The organism is Streptomyces sp. MMBL 11-1 (assembly GCF_028622875.1).
Lineage (GTDB): Bacteria > Actinomycetota > Actinomycetes > Streptomycetales > Streptomycetaceae > Streptomyces.
In genome coordinates, this window is the sequence record NZ_CP117709.1 from 429324 (window position 1) to 444925 (window position 15602).

The window sequence follows — 15602 nt, forward strand, 5'->3', positions numbered from 1 at the left end:
ATGGAACCGGACCAGTCCCCCGCCGACGGCGTGCGGGCCGCGTTCCTCGCCGAGGCGGCCACCGCCGCGCGGTACACCTACTTCGCGCAGGTCGCCGGGATCGAGGGCCACACCGAGGCGGCCCGGGTGTTCGGCGAGCTCGCCGAGAGCGTGGCCTGCGCCGCCCACGGGCACCTGGACGTGCTGCGCGACCTGCTGGGCGGCGACGACCCGGGCACCGGCCGCACGCTCGGCGACACCCGCCGCAACCTCGCCGCGGCGATCAGCGGCGACCTCGGGGAGGCCACCGAACGCTACCCCGGCCTGGCCGCGCGGGCCCACATGGACGGCATGGCCGATCTGGCGAGCTGGCTGGAGACGCTGTGCACGCTGAAGAAGACGCACGTGGACCGGCTGGAACAGGCCCTCACCGGGCTGGACGAGCCGCGGTTCGCCGGGAACGGAGCGCCATGACCACCGACTACGACGCCGAGGCGATCACCGTCTACTCCGGGCTGGAGGCGGTGCGCCGCAACCCGTCCATGTACGTCGGGTCGACCGGCCCGGACGGCGCCCACCACCTGGTGCTCGAACTGGTCGACAACGCCGTGGACGAGGCCGCCGCCGGGCACTGCGGCGCGATCTCGGTGGAGCTGTACGACGACGGCTCCTGCTCGGTCACCGACGACGGCCGGGGCATCCCCACCGCCCCGCACCCGGAGGCCGGGATCCCGGCGTGCGAACTCGTGCTCACCACACTGCACTCGGGGGGCAAGTTCGACCACTCCTCGTACGCGACGTCGGCCGGGCTGCACGGTGTCGGCCTGGCCTGCGTGAACGCGTTGTCGGAGTGGTTGCGCCTGGAGGTGTGGCGCGACGGCGCGCACCACAGTGAGTCGTTCGTCCGGGGCTCGGTCGAGACCCCGCTCAAGCGGGGCGGTGACAGCGACCGCCGCGGCACCCGGGTGTGGTTCCGCCCGGACCCGGAGATCTTCTCCTCCTGTGTGCTCGACGCCGAAGTGCTGCACGCCCGGCTGCTCGACATCGCGTATCTGCACCCGGGCCTGCGCGTCGACCTCATCGACCACCGCACCGGGCGGGACGAGTCGCTGTACGAGATGACCGGGGTGCGGGGCCTGCTCACCCACCGCGCCCGCGACACCGAGAAGGTGCACGCCGAGCCGGCCACCTTCACCTGGGCGGGCGACGGGTGCGTGATCGACGCCGCCGTCCAGTGGACCGAGGGGTACGCGGAGCAGATCTTCAGCTACGTCAACACCATCCGCACCGACCTGGGCGGGTCGCATGTGGACGCCCTGCGCCGGGCGCTGGCCGGGGTGGTGGCCGAACATCTCGGCCCGGCCGCGGACAAGATGACCGTGGTCGACATCCTGGAGGGGCTGACCGCGGTGATCGCGATCCGGATCCCGGACGCGCGGTTCGACGGCCAGACCAAGCGCACCCTGCGCAACGAAGCGGCGGGCGCCCGCGTGTTCGACGTCGTCACCGAGCAGGCGCGGCGGGCGCTGGCGGCCGACCCGGAGCTGGCCCGCCGTATCGCCGAACGGGCCATCGACGCCAGTCGGGCCCGGCTCGCCGCGCGGCTGGCCGGGCGGACGGCCCGCTCCCGGCCCCGGGCCGTCGAGGTCGACTACGCGGTCTACCAGCGGCAGTTCGGGATCCGGTCGAAGGACTGGCACGACTCGTGCTCGTGGCTCACCGACGAGGACCTGCTCGGCAAGCACGCGGAGCTGTGCGCGGTGCCGCCGGACGCGCGGATGCTGGACGTGTGCTGCGGCAGCGGTGTCGTCGGCGGCGCGTTCCGCGGCCGGGTCGGTGAGATGGTCGGGCTGGACCTCACCCCGGAGATGGCCGCGCTCGCCGCCACCCGGCTGGACGTGGTGCACCAGGGCACCGTCTACGACCTGCCGTTCCCCGACGCCAGTTTCGACCTGGTGGTCACCCGGGAGGTGCTGCATCTGCTGCCCCGGCCGGAGCTGCCGGTGTCGGAGATCTTCCGTGTGCTGCGGCCCGGCGGACAGTTCATCGTCGGGCAGATCGTGCCGTACGCGGACGTGGACGCGTTCTGGATGTTCCGCGTGTTCAAGAAGAAGCAGCCGCTGCTGTACCAGATGTTCCGTGAGGAGGACTTCCGGGCGCTGCTCACCGGTGGCGGCTTCACCGATGTGCGGATGGAGGAGTACTTCCTGTGGGAGTCGATCGACCGGTGGATCGACACCCACGAGACGACACCGGCGAGCCGGCAGGAGATCTACCGCCTCTACTACGACGCGCCGCGCGAGGTGCGCGCCGTACACCCCTTCGAGGTGCTGCCGGACGGCTCGGTGCGCGACCGGTGGCGGTGGTGCGTGTACTCGGTGCGGAAGCCCGGCCATGCCTAGCCGCGCCGTGGATCACCCGGTCGCCGAGGTCGTGCGCGGGCTGGAGGTGCTGCGGCCGCTGCGGGGCACGCCGGTGGACGGCTTCCGCGCGAAGGTGCGCGATCTCGTGGTCGTCGCGTCCAGTTCGCGGGGCGGGTCGAGCATGCTCGCCGAGCTGCTGCGGGCCTCGCCGCACCTGCTGCACCTGCGCGGTGAGCTGAATCCGTTGCTGCGGCTGGTCGGCCTCGACCACCCGCACAGTGGCACCGGATCCGACGTGCTGGAGGCGGCGCACTGGCACGGGCTCCCACCACGGTCCCGGGCGTTGTTCGAGGCGGAACTGGCACTGGACGCGGGCTCTCCCGGCACCGGCGTGGAGAACCTGGCGGCGGACGCGGTGTGGCGGCTTCTCGTGCAGTGGCCGGATCGTGGTCTCGATCCCGTCGATCTGATGCGGACCGCCGAGGCGTTGCTGGACCATGATCTCCCCCGGTTCGCACGGGCGCTGATCGGCAAGGCCGGCGTGGACCCGCGGTACTACGACCTTCCCGGGCGGTCGCCGGGACCACGACCGGCCGGGCCGCCCGGCGACGTACTGCTCGAAGAGCCGCCGTTCGTCCTCCCCCGTCCCTGGCGGCCCGCGGACGAACACGATCTCGCCACGAAGCCCCTGGTGATCAAGACGCCGGGCAACGCCTACCGACTCGGCTTCCTGCGGGCGGTGTTCCCCCACGCACGGCTGCGGGTGCTGCACCTGACCAGGAACCCGGCCGCGTCGGTCAACGGCCTGATCGACGGGTGGCTGCACCACGGGTTCCACGCGTACCGGCTGGACGAACCGCTGCGCATCGCCGGATACGCCGATGTGCGGCCGGCCGACCGGCACTGGTGGAAGTTCGACCTGCCACCCTGCTGGCCCGCGTACACCGCCGCCGCCCTGCCCCGGGTCTGCGCCCACCAGTGGTGGTCGAGTCACCGTGCGGTGCTCGCGCACGGGGCGGACCACACGGTGCGGTTCGAGGACCTGATCAGCACTCCGCGCGGGCGCGCGGACGCCGTCGAGCGGGTCGCGGACTGGCTGGGGATCCCGTTCGACGGGCGGCTGAAGCGGGCCGCGACCGACGGCATCGCCGCCACGGTGTCCACCGCCGCGCCCCGCCCCGGCCGGTGGCGGGCGCGGGAAGAGGAAGTCAGATCGGGACTGAGCGCCGACGTGCTCACGATGGCGGAGAGGCTCGGCTATGCCCGTGACGACGACTGGATCTGAGCTGAGCACCCACGGGGGCCCGGGGTGGGTGCCCCGGGCGGCGTCGCATGTGGACGAAGTCGCGGCCGGGGAGGTGTGGGCGCCGTGCGGGTACCGGTCGGAGACGGCCGCGCTGCGGTCGGTGCTGCTGGTCCGCCCGCCGGACAGCATCGCTGCGGTGCGACGGCCGGGGGCCTCGCTCATGCTCGGGCCGGTGGACCTCCCGGCGATGCGGGCGCAGTACGACGCGCTGGCGGACCGCCTGCGGGGCCACGGGGTCGAGGTACACCTGGCCTCCCCCGCGGCGACGCCGAACGTGGTGTTCGCACGCGACCTGTTCTGGATGACCCCGGCCGGGGCGGTGGTGGCGCGGATGGCGTCGGCGCAGCGGGCCGGCGAGGAACGGCATGCCGCGCTCGCGCTGGCCGGGGCGGGGTTCCCGATCCTGCGCACGGTCTCCGGCACCGCCGTGTTCGAGGGCGCCGACGCCCTGTGGATCGACCCGTCGACGGTGGTCGTCGGTACCGGGTTCCGCACGAACGCGGCCGGTGCGGCCGAGGTCGCCTCGGCGGTCGCGGGGCTGGGGGCGCGGGTGGTGACGGTGCCGCTGGCGCCGGGTGTGCAGCACCTGCTGGGGACGGTGGTGTTCCTCGACCCGTCCACCGCCGTCGTCCACCGGGCGGCGAGCCCGCCGGAGCTGACGGCGCTGCTCGCCGAGTACGGCTATCGGGTGATCGCGCTGCCGCCGGACGAGGAACTGCTGGTGGGGCGCGGGATGAACCTGCTGGTACTCGCACCGGGGCGGGTGCTGATGCCCGCGGGCTGCCCGGGAATCCGGCGGACGCTGGAGCGGGCGGGGGTGGCCGTCGACGCGATCGACATCGGCGCGTACCTGCGGGCGGCCGGCGGCATCGGCTGCGTCACGGGGGTGGTGCGCCGTGAGCACTGAGAGCCGGCCGCCCGACCGGTCACTGGGGCGGGTACACCGTGGGATCGTCCAGCGGCACCTTCAGCCAGGAGATCATCTGCCGGAGCTGGTGGTACGCCGCGAGCCGCTGCTCGTCGGAGTCGGCCTCCTCCGCCGCCGCGATCGGCTCCCACAGGCGGGGCACCATCACCGGCCCGAGTTCGAGCAGGCCGCCGCTGCCGCCGGTGGCCCACTTCGCCAGCACGTACCGGACGATCGCGCCGACCGGGATGTCCAGGTTCCGGGACATCCCGCGCACGGTCTCCAGCGGATCGAGGAGCCCGTAGTCGACCACCTCGGCCTTGAAGTTGGCATGCGGGTCGTCCGGTGGCCAGCACCGTTCCCACTGGCGCAGCCGAACCGTCGGCGTACCGGTCACGTCGAGGGCCAGGTCATCCATGTCGCCGTCCATACCGCCACCCTAGGGCGGCACCGAGCTTGTCCGACCGGGCAGGGATGAACACCGAAGTCAGGAAAGGAGAACCAGTGAACGAGAACCTTCGTGAGGAGCACGTCGCGCTCATTCCGACCGACTCGGGGGCCGCGGCCAGCGGCACCGCCACGGCCGACGACGAGGCGATCCGTCAGCAGCTGCGCAGCCTCGGCTACCGCATCTGACCCAACCGCCCCGGTCCTCCCGCACGGGCGGGCCGGGGCGTCCCCGCCTGAGAGTCCGGGCAGGCCCGCCAGGCACGCGCCGAGCTCCTGGCGGGAGTGTTGACCGCCCGGCGGCGACTTGTAGTGTGCGGCGACCTGGAGACGGCATGACTGAGACGACCAACCCGTTCGACGACGACAACGGAGTGTTCCGGGTGCTGCGCAACGACGAGGACCAGCACTCCCTGTGGCCGGAGTTCGCTCCGGTGCCCGCCGGGTGGCACGTGGTGCACGGCCCGGACGGCCGGGCGGCGTGCCTGGCCTACGTCGAGGAGCACTGGACCGACCTGCGTCCCGCCTCCCTGCGCCGCGCCATGGACGGCCGCGGTTGAACGTCGGAGCCGGTGGGCCGACCGCCGCACCCGGCGCAGGGCGTGCAGCGCCCGGGGGAACCGTGCGGCCCGGCGGCATAGGGGCGGAACAGTGAGTCAGTCCGTACTTCCGTCACCACGACGACGGCCACGTTCACGGGAGAAGCGCGGGCGGGCGCTGATCGTGCAACAGGGCGCCTGGGACATGCCCCAGCAATCGATGCCGCTCGCCGCCGGCTACCTGACAGCCGCGGCACGGGCCGATCCCGTGGTGGGGCCCGAGTTCGCCGTGGGAATACAGAACTTCCGCGGTGGCGAATCGCTCGGCTCGATGGCACGCACGATCTTCTCCGGGACCCTTCCGGACGTGCTGGCGTTCTCGGTCCTCGGCTGGAACTTCAACCAGTTCGGCGCGCTCGCCGAGACCTACAAGTCGGTGCGCCCGGACGGCTGGGTCGTCTTCGGCGGAACGCACGTCGCCCACCAAGCGGAACGCGTCTTCCGGCGCTTCCCCGAGGTCGACGTCGTCGCCAACGGCGAGGGCGAGTTCACCTTCCGCGACCTGCTGCTCGCCTTCCTCGAGGAGAAGTCGCCGCACGACCTCGCGCAGGTGCCGGGCATCTCCTACCGCGACGAGGAAGGCACGATCCACACCACTGCCGAGGCACCGCGCATCGACGACCTGGACATCATTCCGTCGCCGTTCCTCACCGGGGCCATCCCGCTCCTCGACCACCATGGCCGGTTCCCCTACGACGTCGCGCTGATGGAGACCAACCGCGGCTGTCCGTACAAGTGCTCGTTCTGCTACTGGGGTGGCGCGGTCGGTCAGAGAATGCGCGACTTCTCCCGCGAGCGGCTGCGCGCGGAACTCGACGTCTTCGGCTATCACCAGGTTCCGACGGTGGTGTTGTGCGACTCGAACTTCGGCATGCGACAGCCGGACGCGGAGTTCGTCGAGGACCTCGTCCGAACGCGTGAGAAGTACGGGTTCCCGCAGTCGTTGGAGACCTCGTGGGCGAAGAACAAGTCGAAGACGTTCCACAACATCATCCGACGGATGAAGGCCGAGGGGTTCAAGAGCTCGTTCACCGTGGCGCTGCAGACACTGGACGACACGGCGTTGCGGGACATGGGCAGAAGCAACATGCGGCTCAACGAGTGGCAGGACCTGGCGACCTGGCTCGCGGCGGAGGGGCTCGACGCCTACGCCGAGCTGATCTGGGGCGCGCCGGGTGAGACGGTCGACTCCTTCCTGACGGGATACGACCGACTGTCCGAACACGTGTCCCGCATCGCCGTCTATCCACTGTTGCTGCTGCCCAACACGGACTACACGAAGAACCGCGAGGAGCACGGCTTCGTCACCGTACGCGGCGACAACGACGACTTCGAGTACGTTCTCGCCCACCGCACCGTCACGGTCGCGGAGAACACGATGATGCAGCGGTTCATGTTCTGGGCCCGGACGATGAGCGAGAACATGTACTTCCGGCACATCTGGGCGCCGCTGCGGGAGCTCGCCGGGCTCACCCAGAGCGCCGCCCTGCTGACCCTGTCCGACTGGTTCCAGGGCTCGGCCGATCCCGCCGTCGCCGACCTGCTCGGCCACGGCCGCGAGTTCACCGACTCCGGCCTCGTCGTCGAGTCGCTGCACAAGCTCTACGCCGATCCCCGGTTCGCGCCGGTCTTCCAGGGGTGGTGGGACGAGGAGATCCTGCCGAAGGTGCCCGAGCGACACCGGCCGCTGCTGAACGAGATCTTCCGCTACGACAACGCGACCCGCCCGATCTACTCCGGGGCGGGTGCCGAGGACATCGAGGTGCGCAGCATCGACGGCCTGCCGCACTACGTCCGCAGCGGCCTGCGGTTCCAGTACGCGATGCCGCGCGTACTCGACGCCATCCGCACGAGCCGGCCGTTCGACGACACACCCTCACCGGTCGAACTGACGCTCGCGTATCGCGTCGGGTTCGACGACTACCTCGACAACCACGAACTCGCGACCTACTACTCCGGTCGTTGCCTCGACATCCGGTAGCGGGCGTGAGAGGGAGGCAGCGGATGGACAGCGACTCGACCGGGGAGGCGGCGGAGCTGCCCGTACGGCCGCTGTCGGTGCCGGCTCGCGTCGGCGCGCTGAACGTCGTGCTCACGGGCGGTGCCGCCCGCGACCGGCACCGCCCCGCCGCCGGGCTTCAGGCGTTGGTCGACGCCGCGTAGGGAGCGTGGCTCAGCGGGCTGACAAGTTCGGCGAGGGCGCGTTCCAGGTCGTGGAGATGCGCGAGGGCGGGGTCTGCCGCAGGGGAGCGATGCGCGTGGACGGGCACGGTGGGGACCGCGCCGGGGCGGGGCGCGGTGAGGATCTCCACCGCGGTCTGGACCCGCCAGCAGGCAGCCGCGAGACGGGCGTCGTGCGAGGCGTCGGGGTCGGCGGCGATCGAGGCCAGGCCCCGGACCTCGGTCACGCAGTCGTCGAGCAGCGCGAGCACCTGGCGGGCGCGTGCCTTGCGGGCGGGCAGCGGGCTCAGGGGGTGCACCAGCGGTGCGAGGGAGAGCCGGACCCGGCCGAGCAGCACCTCCAGTTCGGCGACGCGGGGGCCGGGGTCGGCGAGTGTCGAGCCGGCGAGCCGGTCGGCCGCCTCGGCCGTGCAGGCGTGTACGCACCGCAGGGCCTTCTGGATCCACGCGTCGGTGATGGCGTGGGTGGTGACGGGGAGGACCAGCAGCACGGCGAGCACCGCGCCGAGGGTGCCGACGGCGGTCTCCGCGACGCGCAGCCAGAGCAGGGCGGCGTCCAGGACGCCCAGCACGCCGTAGAGCAGGCCGGCCATCACCGTCACGAAGAACATCATCCAGCTGTACGAAACCGCCGCCGTGTAGAAGATGCCGAAGACGCTGACCGCGACGACGGCGGCGGTCGGGGCCCCCGCGCCGTCGAGCGGGATGGCCACGGCGAAGCCCGCGACGATGCCGATCACGGTGCCCAGGACGCGCCGGAATCCCCGTACGAGCGTCTCGCCGCGCGAGGTGGTGTTCACGAAGACCCACCAGGTGGCGCCCACGGCCCAGTACCACCGCTGGTCGGACAGGAGCTGCCCCAGACCGAGCGCGAAGGCTCCGCCCAGGGTGGCCTGGACGGCCTGCCGGGTGGTGATACGCAGCCGGCCCCGGCCCTCCGGGGGAGCGGGCACGGCCGCGACGGGCAGCCGCCGCTCGTAGCACCACAGGCCGAAGCGCACGGCGGACGAGGCGCCCAGGGACAGCAGCACGGCGACGTACAGCTCGGGCAGCTGGCCGGGCACGGTGTGCAGGAACTGCGCGGCGAAGAACATCATGAACGCGAAGACGCCCAGCGCGTGCCCGCGAGGCCCCCAGCGCCGGGCGTACACGCCCGCCCCCATCACGGCGAGGAAGCTCAGGTCGCGGGCGACCGGCTGGTCGTGCAGCACGGCGGCCACCGCGAGGACGGGCAGTCCGACGGCCGGGAGCAGGGCCGTGGTGGCCGCCTGGCCGCGCACCGTCGGGTCGGTCACGGTGAACAGCGCGAGCAGCGCCGCGAGGCCGCCCGTGATGGCCGCCACCAGCGAGTGCCCGGCGAGGCCGCACAGCGCGACCGCGAGGCCGATGCCGAGAACGCCACGGGCGGCGAAGCGCAGCCGCACCCGCCCCGGGTCCGGCGCCACGAACACCTTCTTCAGCACACTTCCGCCCCTCCCGCGTCTCCGCGCGGAACTCGCATGAAAAAGGCGCCGCGGAAGTCCGCAGCGCCATCGATGGGTCCATTGCAGCATCCGTCGGGCTCTTGGATCAAATCGGGAGGAAAACTGTGTACCAATGGCTCAGTTTTCTTCACGAAGCTTCGGCCACCAGCGTGCCAACGGACCATCCGGGAAGGCACCGCTCGGCGCAACGGACGCGCGCACCGGACGGCCGCGCTCCGGTTCGGGGACCCGGGGATGAGTACGCGTACTCATCCCCGGGTCGTGCGGGCGGCGCACCATGCCGACATGGACATGGACCTGCGCACGGACGGGATCCGGGAGCGCGTGCCCCGGAGCGGAGCGGCGAACCTCCTGGTGTTCCTGGCTCTTCTGCCGCTGAACGCGCTCGTCGGCGGCTACGCCTGGCTCGCGATCGGCATGAGCGCCTGGGCCGCCGCGCACAACGGCGAGGAATTCACCGTCGCGGTGACGGAGCTGGCGGGGTACGGCGGCGTACTGGCGGCTGTGGGGCTGGCTCTCTGCCGGGGGAGGTACTGGGGCGCCGCGGTGGCCCAGTTCGCCCTGACGGCCGCGCTGACGGCCTGGCTGCTGTCGTTCTCCGGGTGACGCGCTGTCCTGGCGCCCCGGCGGCGCGGGCCCCTCGCCCTGGGTACAGTCGGGGCCGCACCGGACGGCTCGGAAGGAGATCTGCGGATCATGGCGGTGGATGCTCTCGACACCCGGATCCTGCGCCTGCTGATCGAGCAGCCGCGCACCAGCGTCCGGGAGTACGCGCGCGTGCTCGGCGTGGCCCGCGGCACCCTGCAGGCCCGGCTCGACCGACTGGAGCGCGACGGGGTGATCACCGGCACCGGGCCGACCCTCTCCCCCGCCGCGCTCGGCCATCCCGTGCTCGCCTTCGTCCACCTGGAGGTCACGCAGGGGCATCTGGTCGAGGTGGGCGACGCCCTGGCGGCGGTGCCCGAGATCATCGAGGCGTTCTCGACGACGGGCGGGGGCGATCTGCTGACCCGCGTCGTCGCCCGGGACAACGGGCACCTGGAGGACGTCATCCAGCGGCTGATCCAGCTCCCGGGGGTCGTCAGGACGCGGACCGATGTGGCACTGCGCGAGCGGGTGGCGCACCGGGTGCTGCCGCTGGTCGAATCCGTGGGGCGTACGGCGGGCGACCGGGACCGGCCGGGTTCCGCGCCCGGTCAGGGGTGACCGGGACCGTCACCGGCGGCTGCGGCATGCTGGAGCCATGACTTCCCGCCCCGTGACCACGCCCGGCCCTCATGTGATCTTCGACCTCGACGGGACGCTGGTGGACAGCGAGCCGAACTACTACGAGGCGGGGCGCCGGCTCCTCGCCCGGTACGGGGTGCGGGACTTCGACTGGGAGGCCCACACCCGGTTCATCGGCATCGGCACCCGGGAGACGCTGACCGTCCTGCGCGCGGAGTACGGGATCGACGCCCCGGTCGAGGAGCTGCTCGCCGGGAAGAACGCCCTGTATCTGGAGCTCGCCGGGGCGTCGACGGAGGTCTTCCCGCAGATGCGGGTCCTCGTGGAGCGCCTGTACGCGGCGGGGGTGCCGATGGCGGTGGCCTCCGGTTCGTCCCGGGCCGCGATCGGGGCGGTCCTCGCGGTCACCGGGCTCGACGCGTACATCCCGCTGTACGTCTCCGCCGAGGAGGTCGCACGCGGCAAGCCGGAGCCGGACGTGTTCCTGGAGGCGGCCCGGCGGATGGGGGCGGCGCCGGCGGACTGCGTGGTGCTGGAGGACGCCCCGCCCGGAGCGGCGGCCGCGCACGCGGCGGGCATGCGGTGCTTCGCCGTCCCCTACGTGCCGGAGACCGCGTCCGACCCGGCGTTCGAGGCCGCCGACCTGCTGTTCGCGGGCGGGCAGTCCGCGTTCACGGCCGATGCCGCGTACCGCCGGCTGCTCGGCCGACCCGGGTCCGGCGAGCGCTGACTGCGCGGAGCCGTGCCGGGCGGAGTGCCGGGCCGTCAGCGAAGCCCGGGCAAAAGGCCGTCAGGGCATCGGAGCCCCGCCGGACCGATATCCTGATCATGTCGTTCGCCGCTCCGCCCAGGGCTCCGCCGGAGACCGGGAATCACGGGCGCCGGCGGCCGGAGCGGGCCACCATTCGAGATAGGTGTACAGGTGCTGGTAGCTGGTCGGTACCGATTGGTATCCCCCATCGGTCGTGGCGGCATGGGCGAGGTGTGGCGCGCCACGGACGAGGTGCTGGGGCGCGCGGTGGCCGTGAAGCTGCTGTTGGGGGACCAGGCGGACGCCTCGGCGACCGCCCGCTTCCGGCTGGAGGCGCAGACCGCCGCCCGGTTGAGCCACCCGCACCTGGTGGCCGTGTTCGACTTCGGGGCCTGGGAGGACCGGTTCTTCCTGGTGATGGAGCTGGTCGAGGGGCAGAGCCTCGGCGACCTGCTGGCCGCCCAGGAGCGGGTCCATCCCGAACAGGTCGCCCTGATCGCGGGCCAGGCGGCCGCCGGGCTGGCCGCCGCGCACCGCCAGGGCATCGTCCACCGCGACATCAAGCCGGGCAACCTGATGCTGGACGCGGATGGCTCGGTGAAGATCGGCGACTTCGGGATCGCCCAGTTCGTCGATGATCCCTCGACCGCGCTGACGACGGCCGGTCACATCGTCGGCACGAGCCTCTACCTGGCTCCCGAGCGGGCGCTGGGACGTACCGCTGACTCCGCGTCCGACATGTACTCCCTGGGGTGCGTCGTCTATCAACTGCTGCTCGGGCAGCCGCCGTTCCGCTCCGACACGGCGACCGCGACGCTGTACCAGCATGTCGACACCCCGCCGGTCCCGCTGCGTCAGCGGGGCGTGGAGATCTCCGCCGCCTTCGACTCGTATCTCCTCGGACTGCTGGCCAAGCAGCCGGAGGAGCGGCCCACCGCGCAGCAGGTCTCCGACTGGTTCCGCACCGACGCCTGGCGCGGCCGGCCGGAGCCCCTCCCGCTGCAGACGCCCTCGTCCCACCGGGCGCCCGCCCCGATGGCGCCGCAGCCCTCCCCCGGCGGGCCGCCGGCGCCGGTCGGCCCGACCACGTACCGGCTCCCGGGGCCCACGGGGCGAAGACGGCAGGCGCCGGCCCGATCGGCTCCGGCCCGTCGTCGCAGTACCCGTGAGGCGATACGACGGAGGCCCAGGGTGGCCAGCGTCATCGCGGGCACGGCGACGTTCCTGGCCGCCGTGTATCTCGGAATGATCCTCTTCTCCCCGGACTCCAGCTCCGCCGGAACGCCGGACCAGAGTCCGTCCTCGGGTCCTTCGCAGGACGTTCGCAACGGCGGGCAGCGGCCGGACCAGCAGGGCGGGCAGGACGGCGGCTCGCCGGAGGAGGGCCGGGAGAACCCGGGCGAGGGTCAGGGCCGAGGCGAGAACCAGGGACAGGGCCAGGGCCAGGAGGACCGGGACGAGGACGAGCGGGACGACTGAGTCCCGCCCGCTCCTCCCCCGCCCGCTCCGGTCCGCCGCACGCCGCCCGCCGTCACCAGCGGTCGTGGACCTCCGCGCGGATCGACCGGTCGTACAGGTCCCGCACGGCGTCCAGCGTGGACTGCGGCAGCGGCGGCAGGGCGGCCGCCGCCGCGTTGGCGCGGGCCTGCTCCACCGAGCGCGCGCCGGGGATCACGCTGGTCACGCCCGGCTGCTGGATGATCCAGCGCAGCGCGGTCTGCGCGGGGGTGGCGCCCTGGGGAGCCAGCTCGGCGAACTCGGCGGCCGCGGCGACGCCGGTCGCGTAGTCGATGCCGGAGAACGTCTCGCCCTGGTCGAACGCCTCGCCGTGCCGGTTGTACGTGCGGTGGTCGTCGGGGCCGAAGACGGTGTCCTTGGTGTACCTGCCGGAGAGCAGGCCCGAGGCGAGCGGAACCCGGGCGATGATGCCGACGCCCGCTGCTGCCGCCGCCGGGAGGACCTCGTCCAGCGGCTTGAGGCGGAACGGGTTGAGGATGATCTGCACGCTCGCGACGCCGGGGCGCGCGATGGCGGTCAGCGCCTCGGCGCAGGTCTCGACGCTCACCGCGTAGGCGGCGATCCGCTGCTCGGCGACCAGGGTGTCCAGGGCGTCGTAGACGGCGTCGGAAGAGTAGACGCCGGTGGGCGGGCAGTGCAGTTGTACGAGGTCGAGTGTGTCGGTGCCGAGGTTCGCGCGGGAACGGTCGTTCCAGGTACGGAAGTTGTCCAGGACGTAGTTCTCCTCGACCTGGTCCGCGCGGCGGCCCATCTTGGTGGCGACGAGGACGTGGGCGTCGGGGCGGTTCTTCAGGTAGCGGCCGATGAGCTGTTCGCTGCGGCCGTCCCCGTACACGTCCGCGGTGTCGAAGAAGGTGACGCCGGATTCGACGGCCGCGTCGAGAATCCCGAACGCGTCGTCCTCCGCGATCTCGCCCCAGTCGCCCCCGAGCTGCCAGGTGCCCTGTCCGACGACCGAGACGTCACGGCCGGTCCTGCCGAGTGTGCGCTGTTCCATGAGGATCACCCTATTCCGCTCCCGGGCCGGGGGTGGACGGCGGCAGGAGCACCTCTGCCACCGCCCACGTTTCGGGGCCGCCCCGGGGTGGGCCGGTGGTCAGTCGCCGGTCGTCACGCGGACGTAGTCGATGACCATCTGCTGCGGGAACCGCGTGCTGCCGTCGGGGTCGCCGGGCCAGTAGCCGCCGACCGCGAGGTTCAGGATGAGGAAGAAGGGCTTGTTGAACACCCACTGGTTGCCGCCCAGATCGGCCGGGGTGCGCCGCTGGAAGACCTGGCCGTCGACGGACCAGGTGATGGAGTCGGGCGCCCAGTCGACGGCGAAGGTGTGGAAGTCGTCGGCGAACGCCTGCCCGTCGGGCAGCGTGTACGCGGCGCCGATGCCACCCGAGCCGGAGTAGCCGGGACCGTGCAGGGTGCCGTGAACGGTGCCCGGTTCGAAGCCGACGTTCTCCATCACGTCGATCTCACCGCTGTTCGGCCAGCCGACGTTGCCGATGTCGTCGCCCAGCATCCAGAACGCGGGCCAGATGCCCTGGCCGCGCGGGATCTTGATACGCGCCTCGACGTGACCGTAGGCGGCGGCGAACTTGCCGGAGGTGTTGAGCCGGGACGAGGTGTACTCACAGGTCCCGTACCAGCACTGGTAGTTGCCCGGGTTCTCCTTCCGGGCGGTGATCACGAGGTTGCCCTGGCCGTCGAGCGCGGCGTTGTCGTTGCCCGGCGTGTAGAACTGCCGCTCGTGGTTGTTGACGTTGTCGCCGGTCTCGATCTGCCACTTGCCGCCGTCCACGGCGGCGCCGGCCGGTCCGTCGAACTGGTCCTCGAAGGCGACGGCCCGCGCCCCGGGCCCGGGAGCCGGGGAGCCGGCGGCGGGCGCGGCGGACGCTCCCCCGGGGAGCGCGGTCAGGATGGCGGAACAGCAGAGCAGCGAGGCCGCGTGGAGAGCGACGCGGCGGCGCCGGGAGACGCTGCGCGCGGTGGAGTGCGGGGGGTGCACGGTCATCACATCACTTCGCGTGGGGGGCATGCGCATGACAGATCAACACCGAGAGGTGAACGGTTGGGGCGATCACCTCTGGCGCATATTTCACTACTTGATTTAAGGGAGCGCCCCAGGAGCCGTCAATAACCTGGTCCGGACCGGAGAGGGACCGGCACGCCCCAGAGGCATATGCGCCTGAAGGCGGTGGGCTCACCGTGCGATCCGTCCCGGGCAGCCGCAGAGTGGAGACACGGACCGGCGGGACGGGCCGGGGCCACGAAGGGAGCACGACGTGGAGAACAACGGCACACCGCGGCCCCACTTCGTCGTGCAGATCCATGACGCGCGGCGCCTGCACTTCGATTTCCGGCTGGAGGTCGACGGCGTACTGAAGTCCTGGGCGGTGCCGCGCGGGCCCTCCGAGAACCCCAGCGACCGCCGGCTCGCCGTGCCGACGGAGGATCACGCCCTGGAGTACCGCGAGTTCGAGGGAGTCATCCCCCGGGGCGAGTCCGGCAGCGGCACGGTCATCGTCTGGGACCAGGGCACCTACCGGCCGCTCGGGCACGACGGACAGGGCGGGTCCCTCCCGTTCTCCGAGTCCCTGGCGCTCGGCCACGCGACGTTCTGGCTGTACGGGTCGAAGCTGCACGGCGAGTTCGCGCTGACCCGCGTCCAGAAGGGCGACGAGCCGGACAGCGGCGGCCACGAGGCGTGGCTGCTGATCAAGGCCAACGACCGCCTCGCCGTGCGCGGCAGGCCCGGCTCCCCGGACCCGTACCACGCCCGGTCCGCCCGTACGGGACGGACGCTGCACCAGGTCGCGGCAGCGGCGTCCCGGGGTGCCGGGGACTGA

Annotated in this window: 17 protein-coding genes; 13 read left to right on the forward strand and 4 right to left on the reverse strand. The window is 72.3% G+C overall.

Going from position 1 to position 15602, the window contains the following annotated elements; genetic code table 11:
* From PSQ21_RS01890 to PSQ21_RS01905, 4 genes are read left to right on the forward strand one after another with little or no spacing between them, the layout of a single operon-like run.
* On the forward strand, positions 1-453 hold the full coding sequence (locus PSQ21_RS01890) for a rubrerythrin family protein (protein WP_274028639.1): 453 nt from the start codon (positions 1-3) through the stop codon (positions 451-453).
* Complete coding sequence (locus tag PSQ21_RS01895; RefSeq protein ID WP_274028640.1) at positions 450-2381, forward strand: methyltransferase domain-containing protein; 1932 nt, start codon at positions 450-452, stop codon at positions 2379-2381. Before PSQ21_RS01890 ends, PSQ21_RS01895 begins: the two co-directional genes overlap by 4 nt.
* Entirely contained in the window at positions 2374-3627 is a 1254-nt protein-coding gene (locus PSQ21_RS01900; protein ID WP_274028641.1) for a sulfotransferase, read from the forward strand. Before PSQ21_RS01895 ends, PSQ21_RS01900 begins: the two co-directional genes overlap by 8 nt.
* Before the next feature lie 49 nt (positions 3628-3676).
* The gene (locus PSQ21_RS01905; RefSeq protein ID WP_274028642.1) at positions 3677-4555 is read left to right on the forward strand and encodes a dimethylarginine dimethylaminohydrolase family protein; all 879 of its coding nucleotides are present in this window, start codon (positions 3677-3679) and stop codon (positions 4553-4555) included.
* Positions 4556-4574: 19 nt separating this feature from the next.
* Here PSQ21_RS01905 and PSQ21_RS01910 read toward each other — a convergent pair whose 3' ends face one another.
* Positions 4575-4985 carry a DUF6027 family protein gene (locus PSQ21_RS01910; protein ID WP_274028643.1) on the reverse strand — a complete coding sequence of 137 codons (411 nt, stop codon included), beginning with the start codon at positions 4983-4985 and terminating at the stop codon, positions 4575-4577.
* A 74-nt stretch (positions 4986-5059) separates the two neighbouring features.
* Here PSQ21_RS01910 and PSQ21_RS01915 point away from each other — a divergent pair, with 74 nt between their 5' ends.
* The 4 genes from PSQ21_RS01915 to PSQ21_RS01930 all read left to right on the forward strand — a co-directional run bounded on the left by PSQ21_RS01915 (position 5060) and on the right by PSQ21_RS01930 (position 7764).
* Complete coding sequence (locus PSQ21_RS01915) at positions 5060-5191, forward strand: hypothetical protein (protein ID WP_274028644.1); 132 nt, start codon at positions 5060-5062, stop codon at positions 5189-5191.
* A 146-nt stretch (positions 5192-5337) separates the two neighbouring features.
* Positions 5338-5562: an MbtH family protein gene (locus tag PSQ21_RS01920; protein ID WP_274028645.1), complete on the forward strand. Its 225-nt coding sequence runs from the start codon at positions 5338-5340 to the stop codon at positions 5560-5562.
* Positions 5563-5725: 163 nt separating this feature from the next.
* Positions 5726-7582, forward strand: coding sequence for a KedN5 family methylcobalamin-dependent radical SAM C-methyltransferase (locus PSQ21_RS01925; protein ID WP_274028646.1), 1857 nt, complete (start codon positions 5726-5728; stop codon positions 7580-7582).
* A 23-nt stretch (positions 7583-7605) separates the two neighbouring features.
* Complete coding sequence (locus PSQ21_RS01930) at positions 7606-7764, forward strand: hypothetical protein (RefSeq protein ID WP_274028647.1); 159 nt, start codon at positions 7606-7608, stop codon at positions 7762-7764.
* On the opposite strand, the gene PSQ21_RS01935 is transcribed toward PSQ21_RS01930, so the two are convergent.
* Positions 7740-9245, reverse strand: coding sequence for an FUSC family protein (locus PSQ21_RS01935; protein WP_274028648.1), 1506 nt, complete (start codon positions 9243-9245; stop codon positions 7740-7742). The two genes, PSQ21_RS01930 and PSQ21_RS01935, sit on opposite strands and share 25 nt — an antisense overlap.
* 255 nt (positions 9246-9500) lie before the next feature.
* Between PSQ21_RS01935 and PSQ21_RS01940 the strand changes: the two genes are divergently transcribed.
* From PSQ21_RS01940 to PSQ21_RS01955, 4 genes are all read left to right on the forward strand, one after another.
* Positions 9501-9872, forward strand: coding sequence for a hypothetical protein (locus PSQ21_RS01940; RefSeq protein ID WP_274028649.1), 372 nt, complete (start codon positions 9501-9503; stop codon positions 9870-9872).
* Positions 9873-9962: 90 nt separating this feature from the next.
* A complete protein-coding gene (locus tag PSQ21_RS01945) occupies positions 9963-10472 on the forward strand; it encodes an Lrp/AsnC family transcriptional regulator (protein WP_274028650.1) in 510 nt (169 codons plus the stop codon).
* A 37-nt stretch (positions 10473-10509) separates the two neighbouring features.
* A complete protein-coding gene (locus PSQ21_RS01950) occupies positions 10510-11223 on the forward strand; it encodes an HAD family hydrolase (protein WP_274028651.1) in 714 nt (237 codons plus the stop codon).
* Between the two features lie 243 nt (positions 11224-11466).
* Positions 11467-12723: a serine/threonine-protein kinase gene (locus PSQ21_RS01955; protein WP_274028652.1), complete on the forward strand. Its 1257-nt coding sequence runs from the start codon at positions 11467-11469 to the stop codon at positions 12721-12723.
* Positions 12724-12775: 52 nt separating this feature from the next.
* Here PSQ21_RS01955 and PSQ21_RS01960 read toward each other — a convergent pair whose 3' ends face one another.
* Together PSQ21_RS01960 and PSQ21_RS01965 are read right to left on the reverse strand one after the other, a co-directional pair.
* On the reverse strand, positions 12776-13759 hold the full coding sequence (locus tag PSQ21_RS01960) for an aldo/keto reductase (protein ID WP_274028653.1): 984 nt from the start codon (positions 13757-13759) through the stop codon (positions 12776-12778).
* 99 nt (positions 13760-13858) lie between these two features.
* The gene (locus PSQ21_RS01965) at positions 13859-14767 is read right to left on the reverse strand and encodes a glycoside hydrolase family 16 protein (protein ID WP_274028654.1); all 909 of its coding nucleotides are present in this window, start codon (positions 14765-14767) and stop codon (positions 13859-13861) included.
* 271 nt (positions 14768-15038) lie between these two features.
* Here PSQ21_RS01965 and PSQ21_RS01970 point away from each other — a divergent pair, with 271 nt between their 5' ends.
* Positions 15039-15602 (forward strand): DNA polymerase ligase N-terminal domain-containing protein, encoded by a 564-nt coding sequence (locus PSQ21_RS01970; protein WP_274028655.1) that lies wholly within the window; start codon positions 15039-15041, stop codon positions 15600-15602.

What these genes read in the sequence shown, in the direction of transcription:
- PSQ21_RS01950 (WP_274028651.1), top strand. Translation starts at nt 10,510, where the DNA reads ATGACTTCCCGCCCCGTGACCACGCCCGGCCCTCATGTGATCTTCGAC.
- PSQ21_RS01955 (WP_274028652.1), top strand. Translation starts at nt 11,467, where the DNA reads ATGGGCGAGGTGTGGCGCGCCACGGACGAGGTGCTGGGGCGCGCGGTG.
- PSQ21_RS01895 (WP_274028640.1), top strand. Translation starts at nt 450, where the DNA reads ATGACCACCGACTACGACGCCGAGGCGATCACCGTCTACTCCGGGCTG.
- PSQ21_RS01890 (WP_274028639.1), top strand. Translation starts at nt 1, where the DNA reads ATGGAACCGGACCAGTCCCCCGCCGACGGCGTGCGGGCCGCGTTCCTC.
- PSQ21_RS01920 (WP_274028645.1), top strand. Translation starts at nt 5,338, where the DNA reads ATGACTGAGACGACCAACCCGTTCGACGACGACAACGGAGTGTTCCGG.
- PSQ21_RS01940 (WP_274028649.1), top strand. Translation starts at nt 9,501, where the DNA reads ATGAGTACGCGTACTCATCCCCGGGTCGTGCGGGCGGCGCACCATGCC.
- PSQ21_RS01960 (WP_274028653.1), bottom strand. Translation starts at nt 13,759, where the DNA reads ATGGAACAGCGCACACTCGGCAGGACCGGCCGTGACGTCTCGGTCGTC.
- PSQ21_RS01900 (WP_274028641.1), top strand. Translation starts at nt 2,374, where the DNA reads ATGCCTAGCCGCGCCGTGGATCACCCGGTCGCCGAGGTCGTGCGCGGG.
- PSQ21_RS01965 (WP_274028654.1), bottom strand. Translation starts at nt 14,767, where the DNA reads ATGACCGTGCACCCCCCGCACTCCACCGCGCGCAGCGTCTCCCGGCGC.
- PSQ21_RS01910 (WP_274028643.1), bottom strand. Translation starts at nt 4,985, where the DNA reads ATGGACGGCGACATGGATGACCTGGCCCTCGACGTGACCGGTACGCCG.
- PSQ21_RS01945 (WP_274028650.1), top strand. Translation starts at nt 9,963, where the DNA reads ATGGCGGTGGATGCTCTCGACACCCGGATCCTGCGCCTGCTGATCGAG.
- PSQ21_RS01930 (WP_274028647.1), top strand. Translation starts at nt 7,606, where the DNA reads ATGGACAGCGACTCGACCGGGGAGGCGGCGGAGCTGCCCGTACGGCCG.